Raw genomic sequence first — 23095 nt, 5'->3', positions numbered from 1 at the left:
ACGAAAAGGGGACGACCGCATGGCGACGCCGTTTTACTGGAACGAGCTCAACACATATGATTTTGCCGGCCTTTGCCCCGAGACCACGATTGCCGTTCTGCCTATCGCCTCGACGGAACAGCACGGCCCGCATCTGCCGATCGCAACCGATGTCGCCATCGCGACCGGCATGCTGGCGGAGCTGAAGAGGCAGCGGCCGGAGAATCTGGACATCCTGGTCCTTCCGACACAGGAGATCGGCAAGGCCAACGAACATATTTACGGCCCCGGCACGTTGTCGCTCAGTGCAGAGCTGCTCATCCCCGTCTGGACGGCGATTGGCGCAAAGGTTGCGGAAGCCGGGCTGAGGAAGATGGTGATCGTCAATTCCCACGGCGGCAATGTCGACGTCATGAGCATCGTCGCGCGTGAACTGCGCGTGCGCCATCAAATGGCGGTGGTCTCCACGCAATGGGGCCGGTTCGGCCACCCGGAAGGCATGGTCAGCGATCACGAGAGCAGATACGGCATTCACGGCGGCGATGTCGAGACATCGTTGATGCTGCACTTCCGCCCCGACTTGGTGCGTATGGACAAGGCAGAGAATTTCGCCTCGAAGGCCGAACGGATGCGGCAGCAATCCAAATATCTTCAGCCCCTGCCGCCGCATTCGCTGGCCTGGATCGCGCATGACCTCAACCCCCTCGGCGTGGTCGGCGATGCCTCGATCGCCACCGCCGAAAAGGGCGAAGCGATCTGCCGCCATCAGGTCACGGGGTTTGTTGAATTGCTTGAAGACCTCAAGGCCTATCCACTTTCGAATCTCTATGTGAAATAGGCTCGGCCGCGGATCTCGTATCAGGTGGGATATGGCCCTTGGCCTGCAATTCCTGCACCAGGCCGAGCAGTTCGGCGAGCAGATATTCGACGAAAAGGCTGGTGGCCGCGTCGAGCGGCGCCCTGGCGCGCGCAAACAGCTTCATCTGCTGGTAACGCGCATGCGGCTCGGCGATCGGACGGAAGACGAGTTCGCCGCGCCGGCATTCGGTGATGACGTCGAGCGGATTGAGCAGCGTCAGCCCGGTGCCGCATTTGACGAGTTGCTTCAGCATCTCCGATGCATTGGTTTCCAGCACCGGCTCGACAGGGATGGGCAAGCGCGCAAAGGCAAGGTTGATCACCTCGCGCAGGCTGGTGCCCGGTTGCGCCAGAACCAGTTTTTCCTGCGTGACATCGGCAAGGTTGATCGGCCCGGGACCGATCAGGTGATGGCCCGGCGGCAGCACGACACCGATCGGAATATCGAAATTTCCGAGCGTGCGGATCCCCGGCATGGCCGGGATATTGAAGCCGAGACCGATATCCACCTCGCCTGATACAACGGGGCTGGCCGTCGTGCCGCCGGTATCGTTGCGCAGCTGGACGAAGACGCGTGGATGCTCTGAAAGAAAGCGCGCGATGATTTCGGGCAGCGGCCCGGCGGCAAGGCCGACGGTCGTCACCATGCGCACCTTCCCAGCCTGCTGCATCTTGAGGCTGCGGATGCGCCCCTCCAGGCGCTCGTAATTCTTCAGCACGTCCCGGATATGTTCGATGCAGAGTTCACCGGCAGCCGTCAGCCGCAAACCGCGCGGCAGCCGCTCGAAAAGCGGCGCCCCGATCTCTTCCTCCAGCGCCAGAATCTGCCTGTTGACCGCCGATGACGCAACATTGAGGCGCGCGGCCGCCTTGCGGATCGAACCGGAACGGGCGATCTCGTTGATGTAAAGAAGGCGTCTGGAGTGCAGCATGATCTCTCCGGTGCATAAATTTTACGCAGGGCGCACAAATTATCTTCAGCTTTCCGACAGATGCCGAAAAGGCATCAATGCGCACGAATTTTGATGCTTTTCAAAGCGCAACGCAATGGCTCAAATTCCCTTAAAAGGGAGCCGACCAAGGCTTCCTTCGGTTAAAAAGGGGAACTGCCGACCATGTTGAAAGCACTGACGAAGACGCAATTCCTGAGCTGCCTCGGCCTTGCCGCGATGCTTGCCGCCGCCTCGCCGGCGCTTGCCCTCGACAAGGTGAGCTACGGGACGAACTGGCTTGCCCAAGCTGAACATGGCGGCTTCTACCAGGCCGTCGCCGACGGCACCTATGCGAAATACGGCCTCGACGTCACCATCGTCCAGGGCGGCCCGAATGCGGCAAACAGCGCGCTCCTGATCTCCGGCAAGCTCGATTTCTACATGGGCGGTCCGCAGGGAGAAATTTCCGCCGTCGAGCAGGGCATTCCGCTGGTCGATGTCGCCGCGATCTTCCAAAAGGATCCGCAGGTGCTGATCGCCCATCCGGATAACGGCGTCGACAAGTTCGAGGACCTCGCCAAGCTGAAGACGCTGTTCCTCAGCAAGGACGGCTACCTCACCTATTTCGAATGGATGAAGGCCAACTTCAAAGGCTTCAAGGACGAGCAGTACAAACCCTATAACTTCAGCCCCGCCCCCTTCCTCGCAGACAAAGACTCCGCCCAGCAGGGCTACCTGACATCGGAACCCTACGAGATCCAGAAACAGGCAGGCTTCGAGCCGAAGGTCTTCCTGCTCGCCGACAACGGCTACTCGCCCTATTCGACGATGATCACGACGACGCAGGCGATGCTCGACGGCAAGCCCGATGTGGTGCAGCGATTCGTCGATGCCTCGATCGAAGGCTGGTACAACTACCTCTACGGCGACAACACCAAGGCGAACGAACTGATCAAGAAGGACAATCCTGAAATAACCGACGGCCAGATCGCCTATTCGATCGCCAAGATGAAGGAATACGGCATCATCGAATCCGGCGACAGCCTCGACAAGGGCATCGGCTGCATTACCGACGCCCATTACAAGAAGTTCTTCGACGAGATGACCGCCATCAAGGTGTTCAAGACCGAGACCGACTATACCAAGGCCTTTACGACGAAGTTCGTGTGCAAGGGCACCGGAATGGCGCTGAAGAAATAAGCCTCCCAGGCCAGGTCCGCCGCCTGCCTGGCGGCGGACCGCATCCCTTCGACAAACGAGCGAGAATATGTCCCTAGCCGAACCCAAGGCGGTGCCTTCGAAGGAAACGAAAAAGCGGCCGCTGGTTGTCATGCAATCGGTGTCGAAGGTCTTTTCCAGCGGCACGACAGCGCTTTCAGGCATGTCGCTGACGGTCGAAAGCGGCGAGTTCATCAGCCTCCTCGGCCCTTCCGGCTGCGGTAAGTCCACGGCGTTGCGCATCATCGCCGGCCTTGGCGACATCACCGCGGGCAAGATCGATTGGCCGAGTTCACGCATCAATTCGAAAGGCCTGCCCGAGGGCGATATCGGCTTCGTCTTCCAGGAGCCGACGCTAATGCCGTGGAAGACCGTCTTCGGCAACGTTTACCTGCCGTTGAAATTGCGGGGGATTTCAAAGGCGGAAGCCCGTGACCGGATTGTGGAAGCGCTGGCGACCGTCGGTCTTCAAGATTTTGCCGATGCCTATCCACGAGAACTTTCCGGCGGCATGAAGATGCGCGTATCGATCGCCCGTGCGCTGGTGACGAAGCCGAAGCTGCTGCTGATGGACGAGCCTTTTGCGGCGCTCGACGAAATCACCCGCCAGAAGCTCAACGACGACGTGCTGCGGCTGTGGCAGACGACGGGTATCACTGTGATCTTCGTGACGCATTCGGTCTTCGAATCCGCTTACCTCTCCAACCGGATCGTGGTGATGAAGGCGAGACCCGGCCGCGTGCATGCCGATTTTCCGCTGATGACCAGCCTCGAGCGGGATTCGCATTATCGAACCTCGGAACAATATCGGCAGGCCTGCGAGACGGCATCGCGTTCGTTGATCGAGGCGATCGGCGGATCGGAGGAGCACTGATGAGCGTCGAAAGCATCCAAACTGCCGAAGTCGCATCCCTGCCCGTCGCCAAACCGGCGAACGTCGGGCGGCGCGACCTGGCACTGCGCATCGCCGTGCCTTTCCTGGTCATCACCGTGCTCATCATCATCTGGGAGCTTTACGTGGTGCTCTCGGGCGTACCGCCTTACATCCTGCCCGGACCCGGCGCCGTGGCGGCAGCCTTCGTCAATGATTGGGGTACGCTTGCGCCTGCCCTCTGGGTCACGACCCAGATTACCTTCATCTCGCTGATACTGGCGCTGATCGGCGGCGTGGGGTTTGCGATCTTTCTCGTGCAATCACGCTGGATCGAGATCGCCTTCTATCCGCTCGCCGTGATCCTGCAGGTGACGCCGATCGTGGCGATCTCGCCACTGATCCTGATCTACGCTCCCTCCACGCAGGTGGCGCTGCTCATCTGCGCCTTCCTCGTCGCATTCTTCCCCATCCTGTCAAACATGGTGCAGGGCCTGAAGAGCGTCGACCATAACCTCATCAACCTCTTCGAACTCTACGGCGCCTCGCGCTGGCAGACGCTGATCCATCTGAAGATCCCAGCCGCCCAGCCCTATTTCATGACCGGTCTTCGCATCGGCGGCGGCCTTGCGCTGATCGCCGCCGTCGTCGCCGAATTTGCCGCGGGCTCCGCCGGCGCCGGCTCCGGCCTCGCTTTCCGCCTGCTGGAAGCGCAGTACCGGATGAACATACCGCGGCTCTTCGCTGCGCTCTTGATGCTCTCCATGCTTGGGGTCGCCATTTTCGGCCTTACCACCCTCATCGCCTGGCTGAGCCTCCACCGCTGGCATGAAAGCAGCATCAAACGGGAAAACTGATGACCTATTCCTTCATATCCCCGCCAAATGCGGCCCGCTTCGTGCTGAGCAATGCGACGGTGCCCGCCGTCACCGTCGAGCCTGTCGACGTGCCGGTTACGGAAGGACTCGCCACGGTCGATATCGTCATCAGCGACGGTACGATTGCCGCCATCCGGCCGGCTGGCGCCGCACCCGCCGATTATGCCAGGATCGATCTCAAGGACGGCATGGTCTGGCCCTGTTTTGCCGATATCCACACCCATCTCGACAAGGGCCATATCTGGCCGCGTCAGGCTAATCCCGACGGCAGTTTCATGGGCGCGCTCGATGCCGTCAGGGCCGACCGGGAAGCCAACTGGTCGGCCGCGGACGTGAAACGGCGCATGGAATTCTCGCTGCGCTCCGCCTATGCCCACGGCACCAGCCTGATCCGCACCCATCTGGATTCGCTGGCGCCCCAGCACCGCATCTCCTTCGAGGTCTTTGCCGAAATCCGCGATGCCTGGAAGGAGAGGATCGCGCTGCAGGCCGTCGCCCTCTTCCCGCTGGACGCCATGGCGGACAGCTCCTTTTTTACCGATCTCGTCACCGTCGTCCGGCAAACAGGCGGCCTGCTTGGCGGCGTCACGCGCATGGGGCCGGAGCTCATCTGGCAGCTCGACACGCTCTTCAGGACTGCCGCAGAGCATGGGTTGGATGTCGATCTGCATGTCGACGAGACGGATGATCGCGGCGCCGAGACGCTGAAGGCGATCGCCGAGGCCGTGCTGCGCAACGGGTTCGAGGGCAAGGTGACCGCCGGCCATTGCTGCTCGCTCGCCCGCCAGGAAGAAGACACCGCAGCGCGCACCGTCGAGCTGGTCGCCAAGGCAGGCATAGCGGTCATCGCGCTGCCGATGTGCAACATGTATCTGCAGGACCGCTATGCCGGCCGCACCCCGCGCTGGCGCGGTGTCACCCTGTTCCACGAGCTGGCTGCCGCCGGTGTCGCGACCGCGGTCGCTTCCGACAATACCCGCGACCCCTTCTATGCCTATGGCGATCTCGATCCGGTGGAGGTCTTCCGCGAAGCGGTGCGGATTCTGCATCTCGACCACCCGCTCGATACCGCAGCGCGTGTCGTCACCACCTCGCCCGCCGCCATCGTCGGACGGCCGGACAAGGGCCGCATCGCCGCCGGCGATCCGGCCGATCTCGTGCTCTTCAGCGCGCGGCGCTGGAGTGAATTCCTTTCCCGTCCGCAGTCTGACCGTGTCGTGCTTCGCCGCGGCAAGGTGATCGACCGCAGCCTGCCGGATTACCGTGAACTCGATAGCGTCGTTGGAGCCTGACATGGCCGATTATCAGAAGATCAAAAAGGAACTCGAAGGCATCGCCGTCGAGGACAATCCGGCGCTGGTGCGCCAGAAGAGCCGGGATTTCTATTGGTACTCGCCAATCCTGAAGGCGCAGCTCGACAATGTTTCCGCCGATCTCGTCGTCACGCCGAAGACCGAGGAAGAGGTCATCCGGACGCTGAAGATCGCCTATGCCCACGACGTGCCGGTCACGCCGCGCGGCGCCGGCACCGGCAATTACGGCCAGGCCATGCCGCTTTCCGGCGGCATCGTGCTGAATCTTGCCGCCATGGACAAAATCAAGGAGATCCATCCCGGCCGCGTCGTCTGCGAACCCGGCATCGTACTTGCCCAGCTCGACAAGCAGACCAAGGCCCATTCCGGCCAGGAGTTGCGCTTCCACCCCTCCACTGCCCAGACGGCGACGGTCGGCGGCTTCATCGCCGGCGGTTCGGGCGGCGTCGGCTCGATCACCTGGGGCGGCTTGCGCGACCTTGGCAACATCCTGCGCCTGCGCGTCGTCACCATGGAGGCCGAGCCACGTGTGCTCGATCTCACCGGCTGGGATCTCCAGAAAGTCAGCCACGCCTACGGCACGAACGGCATCATCACCGAGATCGAGATGCCGCTTGCGCCTGCCTATGACTGGGTCGATGTGCTCGTCGGCTATGACGACTTCATGGACGCGGTGCGCTTTTCCGACGCGCTCGCCAAATGCAACGGCATCCTCGTGAAGGAAATCGCGCCGATCGCGGCTCCCATTCCTTGCGACTATTTCACCCGCCACAAGCCCTACATCCGTCAGGGCCAGTCGATCGTCGTGCTGATGATCGCGCCGCACTCCCTGGATGCTTTTCTTGCCTTCACCGCGGCGCAGAAGGGCGAGATCATGTTCCGTTCCGACACGGTGGAAAGCATGCGCGGCATTCCGCATGCCTATGAGCTGGCCTGGAACCACACGACATTGCGCGCCCTTAAGGTCGACCCGAACTTTACCTATCTGCAGGTGCAATATCCGGGACCGGACCATGTCGCCAAGGTGCGGAAGATGGTGGAGATCTTCGGCGACGAAGTGCCGGGTCATCTCGAATTCATCAAATTCGACGGTCAGATCCAGTGCTCCGGCCTGCCGCTAGTGCGCTATACCACCGAGGAGCGGCTGGAAGAGATCATCAAGATCCACCAGGACAATGGATGCCCGATCTTCAACCCGCACCGCTATACGCTTGAGGAAGGCGGCATGAAGCGCACCGACACGGTGCAGCTTGCCTTCAAGCAGGAAACCGATCCGAAAGGCCTGCTCAATCCCGGCAAGATGATTGCCTGGGAAAATCCCGATTTCGATTTCAACGCCGGCAAGAACTATCTCTTCCCCGGTCTCGCGGCCCTGATGGAGGCTTCATGAGGGTTCTCGTCCTCCACTCTCACCCGGTCGAGGAAAGTTACGGCAAGGCGCTCTACCGGCAGACCGTCGAGAGCCTTGAGAAGGCCGGGCATACGGTGGATGGCTGCGACCTTTACGAAGAGCAGTTCGATCCGGTGCTCTCACGCCGCGACCGGCTCGTCTATCACGACTATCCGGAAAATCTGAAACTGGTGGAATCGCATGTCGAGCGGCTGAAGGCGGCCGAGGGGCTGGTGATCTGCACCCCGATCTGGAATTTCGGCTTTCCGGCAATCCTGAAGGGATATTTCGACCGCGTATGGCTGCCGGGCGTTTCCTTCGAACTGGTCAATGGCAAGGTGGAATCGCGGCTGCGCCACATCCGCAAACTCGCCGCCGTCCTGACCTACGGCGCAACGCCCTTCCGCGCTTTCGCCGCCGGCAACCCGCCGAAGAAGGTCGTCAAGAGAGTGCTGAGGGCGCAGATCAATCCGGCGAGGCCGGTGACCTTCCTCGCCCATTACGACATGAACAATTGCACGCCGGAGACGCGGGCAAAATTCCTCACCCGCGTCGGAGACGCGATGGAGCGCTTTTAAAAAATCTTCGCCGCCGTCACCTCGACCTCCACGAAGAATTCCGGCCGCGTAAAGCCGCCGACGACGATCAGAGTGGAAACCGGCTTCGGATCGAGGGTATAGCGATCCCGCACGGCCATATAGGCCGGAAAGTCTTCGCGCCGGGTGACGAACCCCGAAATGCGGATCACATCGGCAAAACTCATCTCCGCCTCTTCGAGGATCGCCTTGATCGCCTCGAAGCAGAGTTCCGCCTGCGCGGCCACGTCGCTCGGAACAGTATCGTCGAGACCGATACCTAACTGGCCCGAAGTGACCAACAGCGATGCGCCGGGCGGCACGAGCAGGCCGTGATTGTAATTTCCGAAAGGCCGGCGCACCGAGGCCGGATTGAAGGTATTCTTCATCGATCGCTCTGAAATTTTCTCATAGGCCTGCAGATACCGCGACTCTACAGGACGCGGCGGAATATGAGAATATCGGCCAGCGCCCATTATGTCTTGCGACAAGGCAGGATGAACGCCTTCAACTGATACTAGCCCTTGACAGCACCCGAGATCATCGAGCCGGAAATCTGCCGATACATGAGGAGGCCTAGAAAGGCTGGAGGCAGCGCGCCGAGGATCATCACGGCCGATGCCGTCCCCCATTGCACGCCGCCGCCGCTTGCCGCAAAAAAGAAGGAAGCGCCAACGGTCATCGGCACCGCCTTGTTTGTCGTCAGCATCAGACCGAAGAGGAACTCGTTCCAGGCGGTGATAAAGCCGAAGATAAAGGTCGTCACCAGTGCAGGACGCACGACCGGCCGAATGATGCGGATCATGATCTGAAACGAATTCGCGCCATCCACCTTTGCCGCTTCGTCCAGTTCGAGCGGGACGTCGGAAATCGCATTGACGAGAATGACAAGCGCCAGCGGTGTGTTGACGATGGTCAGGATCAGGCCGAGACCGAGCTGGGTATCGAGCAAACCGAGCCATTGGTACATCATGTAGAGCGGGATGGCGAAAATGATCAGCGGCACGGCGCGCAGATTGACGATGATCGGCAGCAGCGTGTGCTTGCCCGCTTCGCTCCTGGCGATCGCATAGGCCGCGGGAAAGGCGAGCATGATCGCAAGCCCCGTGCCGATCAACGAAGCGACGGTGCTGTTCCAGAGGTAGGAATAGATATTGAAACGGTCCGTCTGCGTTAAAACCCGCAGGTAGTTTTCGAGAGTCGGCTGGCTGATCCACAAACCGGGATTGACCGACAGTTCGCGCGCGCTTTTGAACGACGTGACGAGCGTGACGATGATCGGAAAATTCATCGCAAGAGCTGCGGCGGCAAAAACGATCCAGCGGAGCGTGTTCATCATCGCTCACGTCCTCCTGCGGCCGGCCAGCCAGTTGAGGCTATAGAGCACGAGCAGCGAGGCAAGGAAGAGAACAACGGAAGCCGCCACCGCCTTGCCGATCGCACCCTCCTTGAAAAATGCCTGATAGATATAGATCGACAGCGACATGGTCGAGCCGCCCGCACCGCTGCCGGTCAACGCGTAGACGTTGTCGAAAACACGAAAGCCGTCGATGAAGCGAATGAAGAAGGCGATCATGAGCGTCGGCAGCATCAGCGGCAGCTCGATAAACCAAAGCAGCTTGATTGCCGACGCGCCGTCGAGGGCGGCCGCCTCGCGCACGTCGAGCGGCACGGCGACATAGGCCATGTAAAACAGCAGAAAGGCAAACGGCGTCCATTGCAGCGTTTCGACCACGGTCAGCGTCCAGAATGCGTGAGCGACGTCGAGGAAGGCCGGGCTGTCGCCGAACCACTCGAAGAGATAATAGGGCACCGGCCCGGCAAATTCGTGCAGCACCAGGCGATACATCAGTCCGATCATGGCCGGCGCCACCATGAGCGGCAGCATGAGGGGCGCCATAAGGACCGAGCGCTTTGACAGAAGAGGCGCCAGAAAAATCGCAAGAAACAGGCCGAGCAGGCATTCGATAAGCGCCGTCAAGATGCCGAAGCGCAGCGAAAAGAAAATGGCGCGCCAGAAATCCCGATCGGCAAGCACCGCCAGGTAATTGCCGAAGCCGCTCAGCGTCGGACTTCGCAGTGTCTGGAAATCGACCGTCGAGACGGAATAGATGATGTTGATGACTGCGGGAAATCCGAGGAACAGCAGCAGGAAACCCACGAGCGGCGTGAGATAGGCTCTTCCCTCGGCACGTCTTACTATGGCCATTTCGATCCGCCGGCTGGGGCCGGATGCCCTGCAAAAGACAGGGCGTCCGGCGAATATCACTTCTTCAGGAGGTCCTGCATGCCAGCCTTCGCATGAGCCAGCGCGTCATCAAGGCTCTGCTGGCCCGACCAGTAGCCGGTGAACTCTTTCGCCTGCAATTCGTAGACGGAGAGTGCGTTAGCCGAAGTCGCACCGTTCATCACGTAGCCGTACCTGCTGGCAAACTCGCCGAGTTTGACGAGATCAGGACGTTCCTTGGCGACTTTCGCCACCACGTCGGGCGCAAGAGCCGGAGAGCCGCCGCTTCGTGCATAGAGCAGGGCCGCATCCTCGGTCGCCAGCCACTTCAGGAATTTGACGGCGCCGTCCTTGTTCTTGGCGTTCTTGTTGAGGCCGAGACCAAGACCGTGAATATGGTCGGCGCGTCCGTTCGGCCCGGCCGGCGGTGCCACAATACCGGTGACGTCGGCAACTGCGGGGGTTTTCTCGGCATTGGTGAGATCCGCCGCAGCGGCATTCCACTGAAGTGCCGTGGCAGCCTGCCCGGCACCGTAGGCGGCATTGGTCTCGGCATATTCATAGCTCAGCGAATCCTTAGGCGAAGCGCCGGCGTCGTAAAGCTTCTTGTAGAGTTCAAGGCCAGTCTTGTAGGCATCGGAATCAACGGTGACATTGCCGTCCTTGTCGGTCCAGTCTGCGCCATAGGAGCGCGGCAGCGACTGGAACACCATCATGTTGAAGAGCAGGTTCTTCATCTGCAATACGGTGCCATAACGCACGGGGCTTTCGGAATTCACCTGCTTCGAGAAGTAGAGAGCCGTTGCCGCCCAGTCGTCCCAGGTCCAGTTATCCGGGTCCTTCGGCTGCAATTCCTTGCCGAGATACTGCTTGGAGATTTCAGCATATTTCGCCTTTGCCGCATCGTCCTTCATCAGCGCATCGATCAGATCCTTGCGATAATACATGAAGTGCAGCGACAGATCTGTCGGCACTCCATATTGCTTGCCGTCGAACTGCATGGTCTTCAGCACGGATTCGCCAAACGTCTTTGCGGCATCGCTACCGAGGTCGACTGGCTCCATGTACGGTGCATAACGGCCGATCGAGTAGGTGGCAACGAGGTTGATGTCAAAGGCAGTCGACCCCGCTGCCATGTCGGCCTGCAGCTTGTCGTAGAAGCCCTCCCGGTTGAAGAATAAGAGTTCGACCTTGTCGGCGTCGCTGATGCCCGCAGTGGCGTTGTAGGCTTCGACGGTCGCACGAAGCGCCGTTTCTTCCGAACCACCCGGCCAGCCAAGAACGGTCACTGTCGCATTCGAGGTGCCCGGCAAAGCAACGCTTGCGAGAAGCAGGGCAAGGGCTGATAAGGACGTTCTGTTCAATGTCATCGTAGTTCCCTTTCTCTTATTGTTACGTCTGAATCCATGTTTTCTGGAATTATTCAGTCACGTCGCACTGCCAGGCTCGCCACGCCGACGATGCCGGCACGGCTGCCGAGCCTGGCGGGTACGAGAACGGGCGTCAGCCGGGCGTCGATACCCGCAAGGCAATCACGAATCCGGTCGAGGTAGGCCACTGCAAGGCCGATGCCGCCACCGATGACGATATGCTTGGGATCGAGCATCATTTGGATATCGCAGCAGAGCGTCGCTGCGCGGAATGCCGATTGCGAGATGATCGCCTCGGCCCAGGCCTCACCGCTGTTGGCATGCTCGAAAACCTCGGCGGCGGTCGCCTGATGCCCGGCCTTTGCAGCCTCGGCCGCTATCCAGCGGCCCGACGTCTGGTCTTCCAAAGGCGACTGCCCGGCGGACGGACCACGGATCAGCCCGAAATGACCGGCAAGCCCGGCAAGTGGGCGCCCGTTGACAATGATGCCGCCGCCGATGCCGGTCGAGATGGTGAGGAACACCAGATCGCCGCCATCGCCGGCACCAAACCTGTATTCTCCCCAGGCGGCCGCCTGCGCATCGTTGACGGCAAAAACCGGTTTACCGAAGGTCGCCGTCGCCTTATCGACCAGCGGATAGCGATCGGGAATGCCGAGCGTCGCCGGATTGAGCGCCGACCAGCATCCATCCTGAATGAAGCCCGTCACCGCGATGCCGACACGCGAATAGCGATCCGTCCATGATCGGATAGAGTCGGCGATCATGGCAAGCCAGGCATCGGGGCCCGTATCCCGCACCGTCGGCACCGTAATTTCAGCCAGCACTTCGCCGCCCCTGACCAGAGCCACCATCGTCTTCGTGCCGCCGATATCGATTGCAAGCGCCGTTTGGGTATCGTCGGCATCATAGGCCGCAGCGACGGCGTCGCGAAACCACGACGTCACGTGCTCGGTGCGCGTGATCGCCGAGCCTACGACGACGGCAAAAGCCCCGGCCTTGGCTGCGGCGGCAGCCTGCTCCACCGTGCGGATACGACCCTCGGCTATGACATAAGGCGTCAGCGTGTGCATGGCTGTGATCAGGCCGATATCCGGATCGACAGGCTCAGGCCCGCCGACATAGCCGGACAGCGTGGTGCCGACGAAATCGACGCCGGCCGCCAGGGCGTTGCGCGCATCTTCGAGGCTCGAACAGTCGGCCATCGTCAGCTTGCCCCTTGTCTTAATCGCCTGCACCAGCTTCTGGACGGAGACGGGACGCAGGCGATCCGTGGCGTCGAAGGCGACGATATCGGCGCCCGCATCGAGCAGCGCTTCGGCATCGGCAACGAACGGCGTGATACGCACCGGACTGTCATCGAGATCGCGTTTGACGATGCCGATGATCGGCACGTTCACGGCCGGACGAACGGCCTTCACATAGGCGATGGATTCGATCCGCAACGCTCTTGCGCCGGCATCGACGGCGGCCTTGGCGAACCCCGTCACGAATTCAGCCGTGTCCGTAGGACCGCCCGGAACCGGCTGGCAGGAAACGATAAGGCTCTTTTTGATGTCGTCGCGCTGCAATCGTGACACTCCATTTCGGCATCACGATAGTTGGAAAATACCAGATTACAACCAGTTTATAACTGGTATTATCGCCTCAATTCGAAGACGAAGTCGTAAACGTCGCCCTTATAGCGGCTCTCGCAGTATTCGACGATCTGGCCATCGCCGAGGAAACAACGGCGCTCCGTCATCAGCAACGGCGCTCCGGCGTCGCAGTGGAGATGCTGCGCATCCTCCACCGAGGCCGCGCGTGAACGCATGCGCTGTACGGCGCGTTGCGGCAGGAAGCCCCGCGTTTCCAGCGTCTCGTAGAGAGAGTCGCCGACCATGTTGGCCGAAGGTATGAAGCGAACCGGCACCGTTGAGGTCTCGACCGCAATGGGCACGCCATCGGCGGTGCGGATACGCTTCATGCGCAGGATATTGCTATTGCCAGCAATGCCGAGCGCCATCATCTCGGTCGGAGACGGGCGGCTTATCTGCTTGGAAAGCCATATACATCCTGGAACGAGCCCCCGCGCGAGGATGTCTTCCGAAAAGCTGGTGAGCGTGGAAAGGGATTTTTCGACGCGCGATCCGACTTCCGTCTTGAAGCCGTGGCGGCGATTGAGGAAACCCTCTTCCTCGAGCAGCGCCAGCGCCTTGCGTATTGTCACCCGGGAAAGCGACAGCGTCTCGGCCAAAACACGCTCTCCAGGCAGAACGGCGCCGGCCTTAAGTGTATTCGAAAGGATCGCGGTTTCGATCGCCGCTTTCAGTCGCTTGTAGAGCGGCAGACCGGATGCTGACACCTGCAATTCCTTACCAATCGCTTCGATCAGTTCATCTGTCGCCATGAGTTCTCCCGATACCGTCCGCGGCACATTCAGTTTTTTCTGTGGAATACTCCTGGATCTATACTGGTATTAGAATGAAAGGGCAATCGCCAGGCAGCGGACCAGTTCCGCGCTGCGATGCAAACCTGCCCATTTGACAGATATCCTACAAGTGGATATGTAGACTTTATCATATGGGCGAAACCAGAAGAAGACCGGGGTAAATGACATTGAAATCGATGAAGCCGCTGACGCGCGCCCCGCTGTTGCACGTATCGGTCCAGGAAAGCCTGCGCGCCTATATCGATGATAATGGCCTGGCGCCCGGAACCCTGCTTCCGGCCGAAGGAGAGCTCGCTACCCAGCTCGGCGTCAGTCGCAATTCGCTAAGGGAAGGCATCAAGGCGCTGGAATCGGTCGGCGTGCTGGAGACGCGGCGCGGCGTCGGCATCTTCGTCAAGGCCTTTTCCTTCGAGCCGCTTCTCGACAATCTCGCTTACGGCCTCGGCGGCGCCCTGCGGCAGATCGAGGAGGTCCTCGAAATCCGGCGGACCTTGGAAGTGGGCTTGATCGGCAAGACGATCGAGGTGATCGCAGAGGAGGACATCGCCGAACTGCGCGCCACCGTCAACCGCATGCGCGCCCATGCCGAGCGCGGTGAAACCTTTGCGACAGACGACCAGCTGTTCCACCGACTGCTGTTTCGCTGCCAGGACAATGAGACGCTCGTGCGGCTGATCGATGTCTTCTGGCTCGCCTTCTACAAGGCATCGGATTTCGTCAACCTTGAAAATACCGATCCGATGGCGACGTGGCGCGATCACGCCGCGATCGTCGATGCGATCGAGGCAAGGGATCTGGAGGAGGCGCGCAGACGCCTGGATCGTCACTACGAGGGCATTGCCCGGGTGATTGCCAACAACAAGACAAGTTCAAACATGGGAGGAACACATGAAAAGACTGTCTAGATTATCCGCCATCGCGCTTGGCGCCATGCTGTCGACGGTTGCCGTGCCGGCTCTTGTCGTCTCGGGCGCTGCAACAGAGGCTCAGGCCGCCACCCTGTCCGGCGGTTTCGATGTCGGCCCCGGCGGCTTCCAGGGCAATTTCAATCCGCTTGCCGCGACCGCCGGCTTCACCTGGCTCAGCATCTACTACGAACCGCTGGTCAGCTATGACGAGACGCTGCAGAAGGTGGTTGGCGCACTGGCAAGCTCCTACGAGGTCAGCCCGGATCAGATGACCTACACGTTCAAGCTCGCCGATGCCAAATGGCATGACGGCAAGCCCTTCACCGCCAAGGACGCCAAGTTCACCATCGGCCTTGCGATGGATGTGAAATCCGGCTCGGTGCTCGCCGCCCGACTGAAGGGCATATCGTCCGTCGAGGCGCCGGACGATCACACCGTCGTCATCAAGCTCAGCGCACCCAGCAGCAGTCTTCTCGACACGATGACCAAGGTGATGATGCTGCCCGAGCATGCGCTCTCCTCCATACCGGCCGACCAGCTGGCGAAGAACACCTGGTGGTCCACCACCCCGATCGGCACCGGCCCGTTCAAATTCACCAAATACGTCTCGGACCAGTATGTCGAACTTGCCGCAAACACCGATTATCGTGGTGGCAAGCCCGCCCTGGAACGCGTCATCAATCGCTATTTCGCCAACCCGGCCGCAGCGATCGCAGCGCTGAGATCCGGTGAAATCCAGTTCACTTACGTCGATTCCAACGATGTGCCGACCTTCAAGGACAACAAGGACTTCAAGGTCATCGAAGGTGACTCTTTCGTCGTCAACTATCTCGGCTTCAACCACGATTCCCCGCTCTGGAAGGACGTGCGTGTCCGCAAGGCGGTGATGCACGCGATCAATCGCGATGCCATCATCCAGAGCCTCTACGGCGGCGCGGCAAAGCCCGCCAACTGCGCCTATGTCGCCGAACAGCTGATACCGCCTGATATCGACACCTATGCCTATGATCCGGAGAAGGCCAAGCAGTTGCTGACGGAAGCCGGCTGGGATCAGATCAACGGCGCCAAGCCGATCACGCTTCTGACCTATTACACCACCCCGCTGGCGACCAACGTCCTTGCGGCAGTCCAGGCAATGCTTGCCCAGGTCGGCATCAACATCGTCCCGCGCGCCGTCGATGCCCCGACCTATAACAGCATCGTGCTCAATGCGACGCCGGATATCGCCCAGTTCCAGATGGTCTATGCCGGGCTGCAGAACGGGCCGGATGCCGGCAGCATCAACGTCGGCCTCAACGAGAAGCAGATCCCTCCGGCCGGACCGAACGTTGCCAGGGTTCGCATGCCCGACCTCACCAAGGCACTCGATAGCGCGCTTGCCGAGCCTGACAGCGCCAAGCGGAATACGGCCTACCAGGACGTCTGCAAGGTGATGAACACGAACCTGCCCTGGGCCACGCTCTGGGTGGCAAACCGCTACGGCATCGTCTCGACCAAGGTGAAGGATTTCGTCTGGACGCCGGCTCCGGGCGGCGGCCCCTACCAGGCCGACCCGCAGAAATGGTCGATCGCCGAATAGGCGTTTTCCGCAAAGCCTTGAGGGTGGCTTCGGCCACCCTGACAAGACGGCCTGACAATACGGATTGCCGATGCTCCGATACAGTCTCAGACGCCTGATCATGGGAATGGGCATGCTCGTCGCCCTGAGCATGCTGATCTTCCTGCTGCTGCGCCTGACGCCAGGCGATCCGATCGATGCCTATATCGATCCGAACCTGCCGATGTCACCGTCGGATCTTGCCGATCTGCGCAGAAGCCTCGGGCTCGATCAGCCCTTGCCCGTTCAGTATCTGGGCTGGCTGCAGCAGGCGGTGACGGGCAATCTCGGCTATTCGATCAAGCGTCTCGACCAGCCGGTTCTGGGTCTGGTGCTATCGCGGATCGGGCCGACAGTGCTGTTGATGGGCACAGCCCTTGTCTTCGCCATTGTCGTCGGCATCGCCTGCGGGGTGATCGGCGCCGTTCGCCGCAATTCGCTCGCCGACCTCTCCCTATCGGTGGCTGCGCTTGCCGGCATTTCGAGCCCGGCATTCCTCAGCGCACTGCTCGGCCTTTATCTTTTCTCCGTCCGCCTGCACTGGATGCCGTCTGGCGGCATGCTGACGCCGGGCGAGACGTTCTCGGTGGGCGATCTCCTCCACCATCTGATCCTGCCGGCGGCACTTCTATCCGTCGCGCAAGCTGCATTGATCATGCGCTACATGCGCGCTTCGCTGCTCGAAGTCCTGAACCAGGATTACGTGCGCACGGCCCGCGCCAAGGGCGTGCGCGAATTCTGGGTCATCACCAAACACGCGTTGCGCAATGCGCTGCTTCCGATCGTCACCCTGATCGGCTCCACCATCGGGCTTGCCATCGGCGGCGCCATCTTCATCGAGAGCGTCTTCAACTGGCCGGGCATGGGTCTTTTGCTCGTCGATGCCGTGCAGACCCGCGACTACCCCGTCATCATGGGGGCGACGCTCGTCATCGGCACTTGCGTTATCGTCATCAATCTTCTGACCGACATCACCTATGCGGTCGTCGATCCGCGCATCAAGGTGGGCTGAGCATGCTGGCACGCTCCCCGCAACGCCGCAGCCCGGGGCCGCTTGCCCGCGCTTTCGACCGCTTTCTGCTCAACCGCGCCGCCGTTGCCGGCGTCGGCATTGCTCTTCCGATGCTGCTGTTGATCCTTTCCTATCCGCTGTGGTGGGCTTTCCGCCCGAACGACATCGATCTTCTGGCGATGAACAGCGGCCCGACGGCAAAGCACTGGTTCGGAACCGACGGCGTCGGCCGCGATGTCTTTGCGCGCGTGCTCGAAGGCGGTCGGATTTCGCTTCTGGTCGCCGTCGCATCGACCACGCTTTCCGCGATCATCGGCTTTCTCTTCGGGGCCATCTCGGCGCTTGCAGGGCGCTGGGCGGATGCCGTCTCGATGCGCTTCGTCGATCTGGTGATGACGCTGCCGCCCGTCATCTTCCTGCTTGTGCTCGCCTCGATTGCCGGCACCGGCATCTGGCCGACCGTCCTCGTCATCTCGCTGCTCTCCTGGCCGCTGCTTGCGCGCATGATCCGCTCCCGGCTGCTGGAATTGCGTGAGCGCGACTTCGTCTTGGCCGCCCGCGGCATGGGCGCCGGCATCGGACATCTGCTCTTCCGCCACGGCCTGCCGAACTCGATTGATATCCTCGTGGTCTATGCGACGCTGCAGATCGCCAATGCCATCCTGCTCGAGGCGGGCCTGTCCTTCCTCGGTCTCGGCATCGCTCCGCCGGCGGCAAGCTGGGGCAACATGCTGAACGCGGCCCGATCAACGGCCGTGCTCGAACAATATCCGTGGCAATGGCTCTTCCCCGGCGCCGCGCTGATCCTTGCGGTGCTTGCGATCAACTTCATTGGCGATGGCCTCAGAGATGCCTTCGACCCGCGTGCCGAACTGAACTGACAATCGAGAGAAGCGAAAATGACCAAATTCAAGGGGGTCGTCCCTCCCGTCGTAACACCGCTCAATCCGGATTTTACCGTCGACTATCCTTCCTATACACGCGTGCTCGAACATCTGATCGGTGCCGGCTGCCATGGCGTATTCGTCCTCGGCTCGACGAGCGAGGTGATCTTCCATGACGAGAAGACCCGGCGCGAAATCATCGAACATTCGGCCAAGGTGGTGAATGGCCGCGTGCCGCTCATCGTCGGCGTCATCGACCCGACCACGGATCGCGTCATCGCCCATGCGAAAGTCGCAAAGGCCGCCGGCGCCGACGCGGTGGTGGTGACGGCACCATTTTATACCGTCACCAGCCAATCCGAGATCCTCGATCATTTCTGTTATGTCAGAGACGCGGTGGACGTTCCACTGGTCGCCTACGACATTCCCGTTTGCGTTCACGTCAAGCTGCAGCGCCAGACCGTCGTCACGCTTGCCAGGGAAGGCGCCATCATCGGCCTCAAGGATTCCAGCGGCGACGACGGCAACTTCCGCTATGCGCTTCTCGACCTTGCCGAACACAAGGACGTCTTCCTGATGACCGGTTCCGAGATCGTTGTCGACAACGCCCTGCTGATGGGCGCCCACGGCGTCGTTCCCGGCATCGCCAATGTCGATCCGCACGGCTATGTCCGCCTTTGGGATGCTGCGCAGCGCGGCGACTGGGTCGCCGCGAGGAAGGAGCAGGAGCGTCTCTGCCGCCTCTTCGAAATCGTTTGGGTTGCACAGAGCCGCGTCAGCGGCGGCGCCGCCGGCATCGGCGCCTTCAAGACCGCCATGCGAAGCCTCGGCATCATCGACACCGCCGTCATGCCGCGGCCGCGTGCCTCCCTGAACGATGCGGAAACAGCACGGATCGACGAGATCCTGCGTGCGACCGGCCTGCTGAACTGAGACGGCTGATGGAACAGACCGCCGAACCCGTACTCGACATCAGGGGATTACGAACGATCTTCCGCGTCCGCGGCGGCGAGATCACGGCGGTCAACGATATTGACCTCAGCATTGCCGCAGGCGAGACGCTGGCACTCGTCGGCGAATCCGGCTCCGGCAAGTCTGTCACCAGCCTGTCGGTCATGCGGCTGCTCACCCGCGGCATCGGTGCGATCGCCGCGGGTAGTATCCGCCTGACGACGCGCGGCGGCGCGGCCCAGGATCTTGTTGGCCTCGACGAAGAGAGCATGCGCAGGATCAGGGGCGACGACATCGGCATGGTGTTCCAGGAGCCGATGTCGAGCCTCAATCCCGTTTTCACGATCGGCGACCAGATCGCCGAGCCGCTCCGCGTCCATCGCGGGGCGGACCGCAAGAAGGCGATGGACGCAGCCGTCGCGCTTCTTGAAAGCGTCGGCATTCCGGACGCCCGACGCCGTGCCGGCCAATATCCGCACGAACTCTCGGGCGGCATGCGGCAACGCGCCACCATCGCCATGGCGCTCGCCTGCGATCCGGCGCTGCTGATCGCCGATGAGCCGACCACGGCGCTCGACGTGACGATCCAGGCGCAGATTCTCGATCTGCTTCTCAAATTGCAGCGTGAGCGCGGCATGGCCATGCTCTTCGTCACCCACAATCTCGGCGTCGTCGCCGAAATCGCCCATCGCGTCGCGGTGATGTACGCCGGCCGCATCGTCGAAGAAGGGCCGGTCGGCGAGGTTTTCGGCAATCCGAAGCATCCCTATACCATGGGTCTTCTCGCCTCCATGCCTCGCCTCGGCGATGCCGCGCGGATGAAACAGGCCGGCGAAAAGCTCGCCGCCATTCCTGGCATGGTCCCGAGCCTGATGAACATGCCGAGCGGCTGCGCCTTTTCCCCGCGCTGCACATTCGCGATCGATGCCTGTCGTGTGGCGGTTCCCGCGCTCGAACAGGTCAATCCGCAGCACCGCAGCCGCTGCATCAGATGGCAGGAGATCTAGATGAGCGCACCGCTGCTCTCCGTCCGCGACCTTTCGAAACACTATACCTCCCGCGGCACGCGACTGAACATTCTTCAGGGCATCTCCTTCGACATCGGCAAGGGTGAAGTCGTCGGGCTTGTCGGCGAATCCGGCAGCGGAAAGACCACGATCGGGCGTTCCGTCCTGCGGCTCGTCGAACCGTCCTCCGGCAGCGTCCGCTTTGACGGGACGGAACTCACCGCGCTTTCCGCCTCGGCGCTGAGACGGCAAAGGCCGCGCATGCAGTATATTTTCCAGGACCCCTTCGCCAGCCTGTCGCCGCGCATGACGATCGGCGAAATCCTGACGGAGGGACTGAAAATCCAGGGGATCGGCAGCGTCGGCGACAGGCTCGATCGGGCGCTGTCGGCCTTGGCCCAGGTCGACTTGCCTGCCGAGGCGATCAATCGGTACGCGCATGAATTTTCCGGTGGTCAGCGCCAGCGCATCGGGATCGCCCGCGCTTTGACCTTGTCGCCCGAATTCATCGTCGCCGACGAGCCGGTTTCGGCGCTCGACGTGTCGATCCAGGCGCAGGTGATCAACCTGCTGCGCGACCTGCAGCAGCGGCTTGGCCTTACAATGCTGTTCATCTCGCATGACCTCGCCGTCGTCGAATATATCTGTGACCGGGTGATCGTACTCTATCTCGGCCGTATCATGGAGATCGCGCCGAGCGCCGATCTCTATGCGAGACCACAGCATCCCTATACGCGCGCCCTGCTCTCGGCGATCCCATCGCCCGATCCGGATGCCCGTCGCGACAGGCAGATCCTGAAAGGCGATATTCCAAGTCCGGCCAATCCGCCGAGCGGGTGCGTCTTTCGCACGCGCTGTCCGAGTGCTCTCGAGGCCTGCGCCGGCGCCGTTCCGCAATTGCGTGAGGTCGCGCCCGGCCACTTCAAGGCCTGCATCCGCGACGACCTCGATTGATCCGTCATTCATTGGGGAAAACAGATGAACGCAAAGATGCCGCGTGCCGCCATCGGCGGAAACTGGGCGAGCCTGCTTCTGCCGATTGCGGCCGGTGACAGCATCGAATTCGACAAACTCGCCGAGGAGATCGACATCCTCATCGAGGCCGGCGTCGACGGCATCTATTCCAACGGCACAGCAGGAGAATTCCACAATCAGACGGAGGAGGAATTCGACAGGATCCAGGAGATGCTGGCTGGACGCTGCAAAGCATCCTCAACCCCCTTCGTGATCGGGGCCTGCCAACCGGACCCATCGATCATGCTCAACCGAGTCCGCCGTGCCGCCTCGCTCGACCCCCGCGCCATTCAGGTCATATTGCCGGACTGGTGGCCGCTCACCAATGCCGAAGCGATCGACTTCTTGAATCGCGCTGCCAATGCTGCCGACGGAATTCCGCTCATCCTCTACAATCCGCCGCATGCGAAACGCGTGCTGACGCCAAAGGAACTCGGCGCGGTCTGTGCGGCCGCCCCTGACGTGATCGGCATCAAGCTCGCCGACGGCGACGGCCTCTGGTACGCAGAGGCGCGCCGGCATCTTTCCGGTCTGTCGCTTTTCGTTCCCGGTCATCATCTCGCAACCGGCATCAAAGAGGGCGTCGCGGCCGGTTCCTTTTCCAATGTCGCCTGCCTTAGCCCCCGCGGTGCGCAGAGCTGGACGACATCGATGCAAACCAATATCGATGCCGCACTCGATCTGGAACGGCGCATCCGCGCGTTCATGGACGTGCATATCGTCCCCTTCCGCCAGGAATTCGGCTATTCGAACGCCGCTCTCGACAAATTGTTGTCTGCCATCGGCAATTGGGGACCCGTGGGCACCCGTCTACGGTCTCCTTATCGCTCGATAGACATGGCGGAAGCGATCAGGCTGCGGGACATTGCACGCTCGGAACTTCCCGATCTTTTCCGCTGAGTGTGCTGAAGCAACCGGGCATGGGCGGTTTCGCCCACTGGATTGAAATCCTTCTTCGCGCTACAGCGGGGAAGATATTTTGGTTGCCGAGCCCATCCCTTTCAGGTGCAGTTTCATGACAAAAAAAATCTATCTCGCCGGTCCGGAAGTCTTCCTTCCCAATGCCCGTGAAATCCTCGACCGCAAAGCGGCACTTGCCCGTGAGGCGGGACTTCTCCCGCTCTCGCCCGGCGATCTGGAAATCCCGCAGACGAACTCGAAGCGCGAGCGGGCCGCGGCGATCAACGCGGTGGACGAGAAGATGATGATGCAGGCTGATGCGATCATCGCCAATCTGACGCCCTTTCGCGGCATTGCCGCCGATACGGGGACGGCTTTCGAACTCGGCTTTATGTGCGCAAGCGGTAAGCCGGTCTTCGCCTACACGAATGTGGCCCGCGACCACAGCGGACGCGTGAGCGATCTTTATGGCGGCGCTGTCGCCTATGATGCGGAAGGCCGATTGCGAGACCCGAACGGGATTGCGATCGTGGATTTCGGCCTGGCCGACAATCTGATGCTGCATGCCGGAATTGAACGGCGCGGCGGTGTCCTGATCATCGGAGACGCGCCGCCGGATGCACTCTATACGGACCTTGCCGCGTTCAAGACATGTCTTGCCATCGCCGTTGAGAAGCTGCGCTAAAGTCATCAGTTCCGGCACTTGATGGAGGCGAACCGTTGGACAAGGCCGGCAAGCACCTGCCTGCTTGCCAATCGGTCCGGGGGACAGATACTGGA

At 61.2% G+C, this 23095-nt stretch carries 23 protein-coding genes; 16 read left to right on the top strand and 7 right to left on the bottom strand.

All coding sequences use genetic code 11. The annotated features are described in order from the left end of the window. Window positions 1-19 precede the first annotated feature (19 nt). The gene (locus tag ACMUVN_RS18575) at window positions 20-817 is read left to right on the top strand and encodes a creatininase family protein (protein ID WP_047616739.1); all 798 of its coding nucleotides are present in this window, start codon (window positions 20-22) and stop codon (window positions 815-817) included. On the opposite strand, the gene ACMUVN_RS18570 is transcribed toward ACMUVN_RS18575, so the two are convergent. Next, window positions 780-1769: a LysR family transcriptional regulator gene (locus ACMUVN_RS18570; protein ID WP_028756733.1), complete on the bottom strand. Its 990-nt coding sequence runs from the start codon at window positions 1767-1769 to the stop codon at window positions 780-782. The two genes, ACMUVN_RS18575 and ACMUVN_RS18570, sit on opposite strands and share 38 nt — an antisense overlap. A 183-nt stretch (window positions 1770-1952) precedes the next feature. Here ACMUVN_RS18570 and ACMUVN_RS18565 point away from each other — a divergent pair, with 183 nt between their 5' ends. From ACMUVN_RS18565 to ACMUVN_RS18540, 6 genes are all read left to right on the top strand, one after another. Continuing rightward, a complete protein-coding gene (locus tag ACMUVN_RS18565) occupies window positions 1953-2969 on the top strand; it encodes an ABC transporter substrate-binding protein (protein WP_047616737.1) in 1017 nt (338 codons plus the stop codon). 67 nt (window positions 2970-3036) lie between these two features. Further along, entirely contained in the window at window positions 3037-3861 is an 825-nt protein-coding gene (locus tag ACMUVN_RS18560) for an ABC transporter ATP-binding protein (protein WP_047616735.1), read from the top strand. Further along, the gene (locus ACMUVN_RS18555) at window positions 3861-4715 is read left to right on the top strand and encodes an ABC transporter permease (protein WP_047616733.1); all 855 of its coding nucleotides are present in this window, start codon (window positions 3861-3863) and stop codon (window positions 4713-4715) included. The genes ACMUVN_RS18560 and ACMUVN_RS18555 overlap by 1 nt, the downstream gene beginning before the upstream one ends. After that, window positions 4715-6028, top strand: coding sequence for a cytosine deaminase (locus tag ACMUVN_RS18550; protein WP_132574847.1), 1314 nt, complete (start codon window positions 4715-4717; stop codon window positions 6026-6028). Before ACMUVN_RS18555 ends, ACMUVN_RS18550 begins: the two co-directional genes overlap by 1 nt. A 1-nt stretch (window position 6029) precedes the next feature. Next, the gene (locus ACMUVN_RS18545) at window positions 6030-7439 is read left to right on the top strand and encodes an FAD-binding oxidoreductase (protein ID WP_132574845.1); all 1410 of its coding nucleotides are present in this window, start codon (window positions 6030-6032) and stop codon (window positions 7437-7439) included. Next, the gene (locus ACMUVN_RS18540) at window positions 7436-8017 is read left to right on the top strand and encodes an NAD(P)H-dependent oxidoreductase (protein WP_132574843.1); all 582 of its coding nucleotides are present in this window, start codon (window positions 7436-7438) and stop codon (window positions 8015-8017) included. Before ACMUVN_RS18545 ends, ACMUVN_RS18540 begins: the two co-directional genes overlap by 4 nt. Here ACMUVN_RS18540 and ACMUVN_RS18535 read toward each other — a convergent pair. The 6 genes from ACMUVN_RS18535 to ACMUVN_RS18510 all read right to left on the bottom strand — a co-directional run bounded on the left by ACMUVN_RS18535 (window position 8014) and on the right by ACMUVN_RS18510 (window position 14000). Then, a complete protein-coding gene (locus ACMUVN_RS18535; protein ID WP_414815366.1) occupies window positions 8014-8403 on the bottom strand; it encodes a RidA family protein in 390 nt (129 codons plus the stop codon). The two genes, ACMUVN_RS18540 and ACMUVN_RS18535, sit on opposite strands and share 4 nt — an antisense overlap. A gap of 128 nt (window positions 8404-8531) precedes the next feature. Continuing rightward, window positions 8532-9353 (bottom strand): carbohydrate ABC transporter permease, encoded by an 822-nt coding sequence (locus tag ACMUVN_RS18530; RefSeq protein ID WP_028756726.1) that lies wholly within the window; start codon window positions 9351-9353, stop codon window positions 8532-8534. Between the two features lie 3 nt (window positions 9354-9356). Then, window positions 9357-10223: a carbohydrate ABC transporter permease gene (locus tag ACMUVN_RS18525; protein WP_028756725.1), complete on the bottom strand. Its 867-nt coding sequence runs from the start codon at window positions 10221-10223 to the stop codon at window positions 9357-9359. Between the two features lie 56 nt (window positions 10224-10279). Beyond that, window positions 10280-11611 (bottom strand): extracellular solute-binding protein, encoded by a 1332-nt coding sequence (locus ACMUVN_RS18520; RefSeq protein ID WP_047616729.1) that lies wholly within the window; start codon window positions 11609-11611, stop codon window positions 10280-10282. A gap of 53 nt (window positions 11612-11664) precedes the next feature. Continuing rightward, the gene (locus tag ACMUVN_RS18515) at window positions 11665-13182 is read right to left on the bottom strand and encodes a putative N-acetylmannosamine-6-phosphate 2-epimerase (RefSeq protein ID WP_132574841.1); all 1518 of its coding nucleotides are present in this window, start codon (window positions 13180-13182) and stop codon (window positions 11665-11667) included. 68 nt (window positions 13183-13250) lie between these two features. Further along, complete coding sequence (locus ACMUVN_RS18510; protein ID WP_028756722.1) at window positions 13251-14000, bottom strand: GntR family transcriptional regulator; 750 nt, start codon at window positions 13998-14000, stop codon at window positions 13251-13253. 203 nt (window positions 14001-14203) lie between these two features. Here ACMUVN_RS18510 and ACMUVN_RS18505 point away from each other — a divergent pair, with 203 nt between their 5' ends. The 9 genes from ACMUVN_RS18505 to ACMUVN_RS18465 all read left to right on the top strand — a co-directional run bounded on the left by ACMUVN_RS18505 (window position 14204) and on the right by ACMUVN_RS18465 (window position 23000). Continuing rightward, window positions 14204-14947, top strand: a complete 744-nt coding sequence (locus tag ACMUVN_RS18505) for a FadR/GntR family transcriptional regulator (protein ID WP_063474061.1) — start codon at window positions 14204-14206, stop codon at window positions 14945-14947. Further along, entirely contained in the window at window positions 14931-16529 is a 1599-nt protein-coding gene (locus ACMUVN_RS18500; RefSeq protein ID WP_132574839.1) for an ABC transporter substrate-binding protein, read from the top strand. The genes ACMUVN_RS18505 and ACMUVN_RS18500 overlap by 17 nt, the downstream gene beginning before the upstream one ends. Before the next feature lie 70 nt (window positions 16530-16599). Further along, window positions 16600-17559 (top strand): ABC transporter permease, encoded by a 960-nt coding sequence (locus ACMUVN_RS18495; protein WP_063474059.1) that lies wholly within the window; start codon window positions 16600-16602, stop codon window positions 17557-17559. 2 nt (window positions 17560-17561) lie between these two features. Next, on the top strand, window positions 17562-18440 hold the full coding sequence (locus tag ACMUVN_RS18490; RefSeq protein ID WP_063474058.1) for an ABC transporter permease: 879 nt from the start codon (window positions 17562-17564) through the stop codon (window positions 18438-18440). Window positions 18441-18458: 18 nt separating this feature from the next. After that, window positions 18459-19376, top strand: coding sequence for a dihydrodipicolinate synthase family protein (locus ACMUVN_RS18485; protein ID WP_132574837.1), 918 nt, complete (start codon window positions 18459-18461; stop codon window positions 19374-19376). Window positions 19377-19384: 8 nt separating this feature from the next. Continuing rightward, window positions 19385-20401, top strand: coding sequence for an ABC transporter ATP-binding protein (locus ACMUVN_RS18480; protein WP_047616715.1), 1017 nt, complete (start codon window positions 19385-19387; stop codon window positions 20399-20401). Then, entirely contained in the window at window positions 20402-21355 is a 954-nt protein-coding gene (locus ACMUVN_RS18475) for an ABC transporter ATP-binding protein (protein WP_132574835.1), read from the top strand. 24 nt (window positions 21356-21379) lie between these two features. Then, the gene (locus tag ACMUVN_RS18470) at window positions 21380-22315 is read left to right on the top strand and encodes a dihydrodipicolinate synthase family protein (protein WP_414815365.1); all 936 of its coding nucleotides are present in this window, start codon (window positions 21380-21382) and stop codon (window positions 22313-22315) included. Window positions 22316-22430: 115 nt separating this feature from the next. Further along, window positions 22431-23000, top strand: a complete 570-nt coding sequence (locus ACMUVN_RS18465; protein WP_414815364.1) for a nucleoside 2-deoxyribosyltransferase — start codon at window positions 22431-22433, stop codon at window positions 22998-23000. Window positions 23001-23095 lie beyond the last annotated feature (95 nt).

Origin of the sequence: Rhizobium sp. IY2 (assembly GCF_047532935.1) — a bacterium.
GTDB classification, from domain to species: Bacteria; Pseudomonadota; Alphaproteobacteria; order Rhizobiales; family Rhizobiaceae; genus Rhizobium; species Rhizobium anhuiense.
Note: the sequence above shows the minus strand (reverse complement) of the source record. Positions and strands in the feature narration are given on the sequence as shown.

What these genes read in the sequence shown, in the direction of transcription:
- ACMUVN_RS18575 (WP_047616739.1), top strand. Translation starts at nt 20, where the DNA reads ATGGCGACGCCGTTTTACTGGAACGAGCTCAACACATATGATTTTGCC.
- ACMUVN_RS18570 (WP_028756733.1), bottom strand. Translation starts at nt 1,769, where the DNA reads ATGCTGCACTCCAGACGCCTTCTTTACATCAACGAGATCGCCCGTTCC.
- ACMUVN_RS18565 (WP_047616737.1), top strand. Translation starts at nt 1,953, where the DNA reads ATGTTGAAAGCACTGACGAAGACGCAATTCCTGAGCTGCCTCGGCCTT.
- ACMUVN_RS18560 (WP_047616735.1), top strand. Translation starts at nt 3,037, where the DNA reads ATGTCCCTAGCCGAACCCAAGGCGGTGCCTTCGAAGGAAACGAAAAAG.
- ACMUVN_RS18555 (WP_047616733.1), top strand. Translation starts at nt 3,861, where the DNA reads ATGAGCGTCGAAAGCATCCAAACTGCCGAAGTCGCATCCCTGCCCGTC.
- ACMUVN_RS18550 (WP_132574847.1), top strand. Translation starts at nt 4,715, where the DNA reads ATGACCTATTCCTTCATATCCCCGCCAAATGCGGCCCGCTTCGTGCTG.
- ACMUVN_RS18545 (WP_132574845.1), top strand. Translation starts at nt 6,030, where the DNA reads ATGGCCGATTATCAGAAGATCAAAAAGGAACTCGAAGGCATCGCCGTC.
- ACMUVN_RS18540 (WP_132574843.1), top strand. Translation starts at nt 7,436, where the DNA reads ATGAGGGTTCTCGTCCTCCACTCTCACCCGGTCGAGGAAAGTTACGGC.
- ACMUVN_RS18535 (WP_414815366.1), bottom strand. Translation starts at nt 8,403, where the DNA reads ATGAAGAATACCTTCAATCCGGCCTCGGTGCGCCGGCCTTTCGGAAAT.
- ACMUVN_RS18530 (WP_028756726.1), bottom strand. Translation starts at nt 9,353, where the DNA reads ATGATGAACACGCTCCGCTGGATCGTTTTTGCCGCCGCAGCTCTTGCG.
- ACMUVN_RS18525 (WP_028756725.1), bottom strand. Translation starts at nt 10,223, where the DNA reads ATGGCCATAGTAAGACGTGCCGAGGGAAGAGCCTATCTCACGCCGCTC.
- ACMUVN_RS18520 (WP_047616729.1), bottom strand. Translation starts at nt 11,611, where the DNA reads ATGACATTGAACAGAACGTCCTTATCAGCCCTTGCCCTGCTTCTCGCA.
- ACMUVN_RS18510 (WP_028756722.1), bottom strand. Translation starts at nt 14,000, where the DNA reads ATGGCGACAGATGAACTGATCGAAGCGATTGGTAAGGAATTGCAGGTG.
- ACMUVN_RS18505 (WP_063474061.1), top strand. Translation starts at nt 14,204, where the DNA reads ATGACATTGAAATCGATGAAGCCGCTGACGCGCGCCCCGCTGTTGCAC.
- ACMUVN_RS18500 (WP_132574839.1), top strand. Translation starts at nt 14,931, where the DNA reads ATGAAAAGACTGTCTAGATTATCCGCCATCGCGCTTGGCGCCATGCTG.
- ACMUVN_RS18495 (WP_063474059.1), top strand. Translation starts at nt 16,600, where the DNA reads ATGCTCCGATACAGTCTCAGACGCCTGATCATGGGAATGGGCATGCTC.
- ACMUVN_RS18490 (WP_063474058.1), top strand. Translation starts at nt 17,562, where the DNA reads ATGCTGGCACGCTCCCCGCAACGCCGCAGCCCGGGGCCGCTTGCCCGC.
- ACMUVN_RS18485 (WP_132574837.1), top strand. Translation starts at nt 18,459, where the DNA reads ATGACCAAATTCAAGGGGGTCGTCCCTCCCGTCGTAACACCGCTCAAT.
- ACMUVN_RS18480 (WP_047616715.1), top strand. Translation starts at nt 19,385, where the DNA reads ATGGAACAGACCGCCGAACCCGTACTCGACATCAGGGGATTACGAACG.
- ACMUVN_RS18475 (WP_132574835.1), top strand. Translation starts at nt 20,402, where the DNA reads ATGAGCGCACCGCTGCTCTCCGTCCGCGACCTTTCGAAACACTATACC.
- ACMUVN_RS18470 (WP_414815365.1), top strand. Translation starts at nt 21,380, where the DNA reads ATGAACGCAAAGATGCCGCGTGCCGCCATCGGCGGAAACTGGGCGAGC.
- ACMUVN_RS18465 (WP_414815364.1), top strand. Translation starts at nt 22,431, where the DNA reads ATGACAAAAAAAATCTATCTCGCCGGTCCGGAAGTCTTCCTTCCCAAT.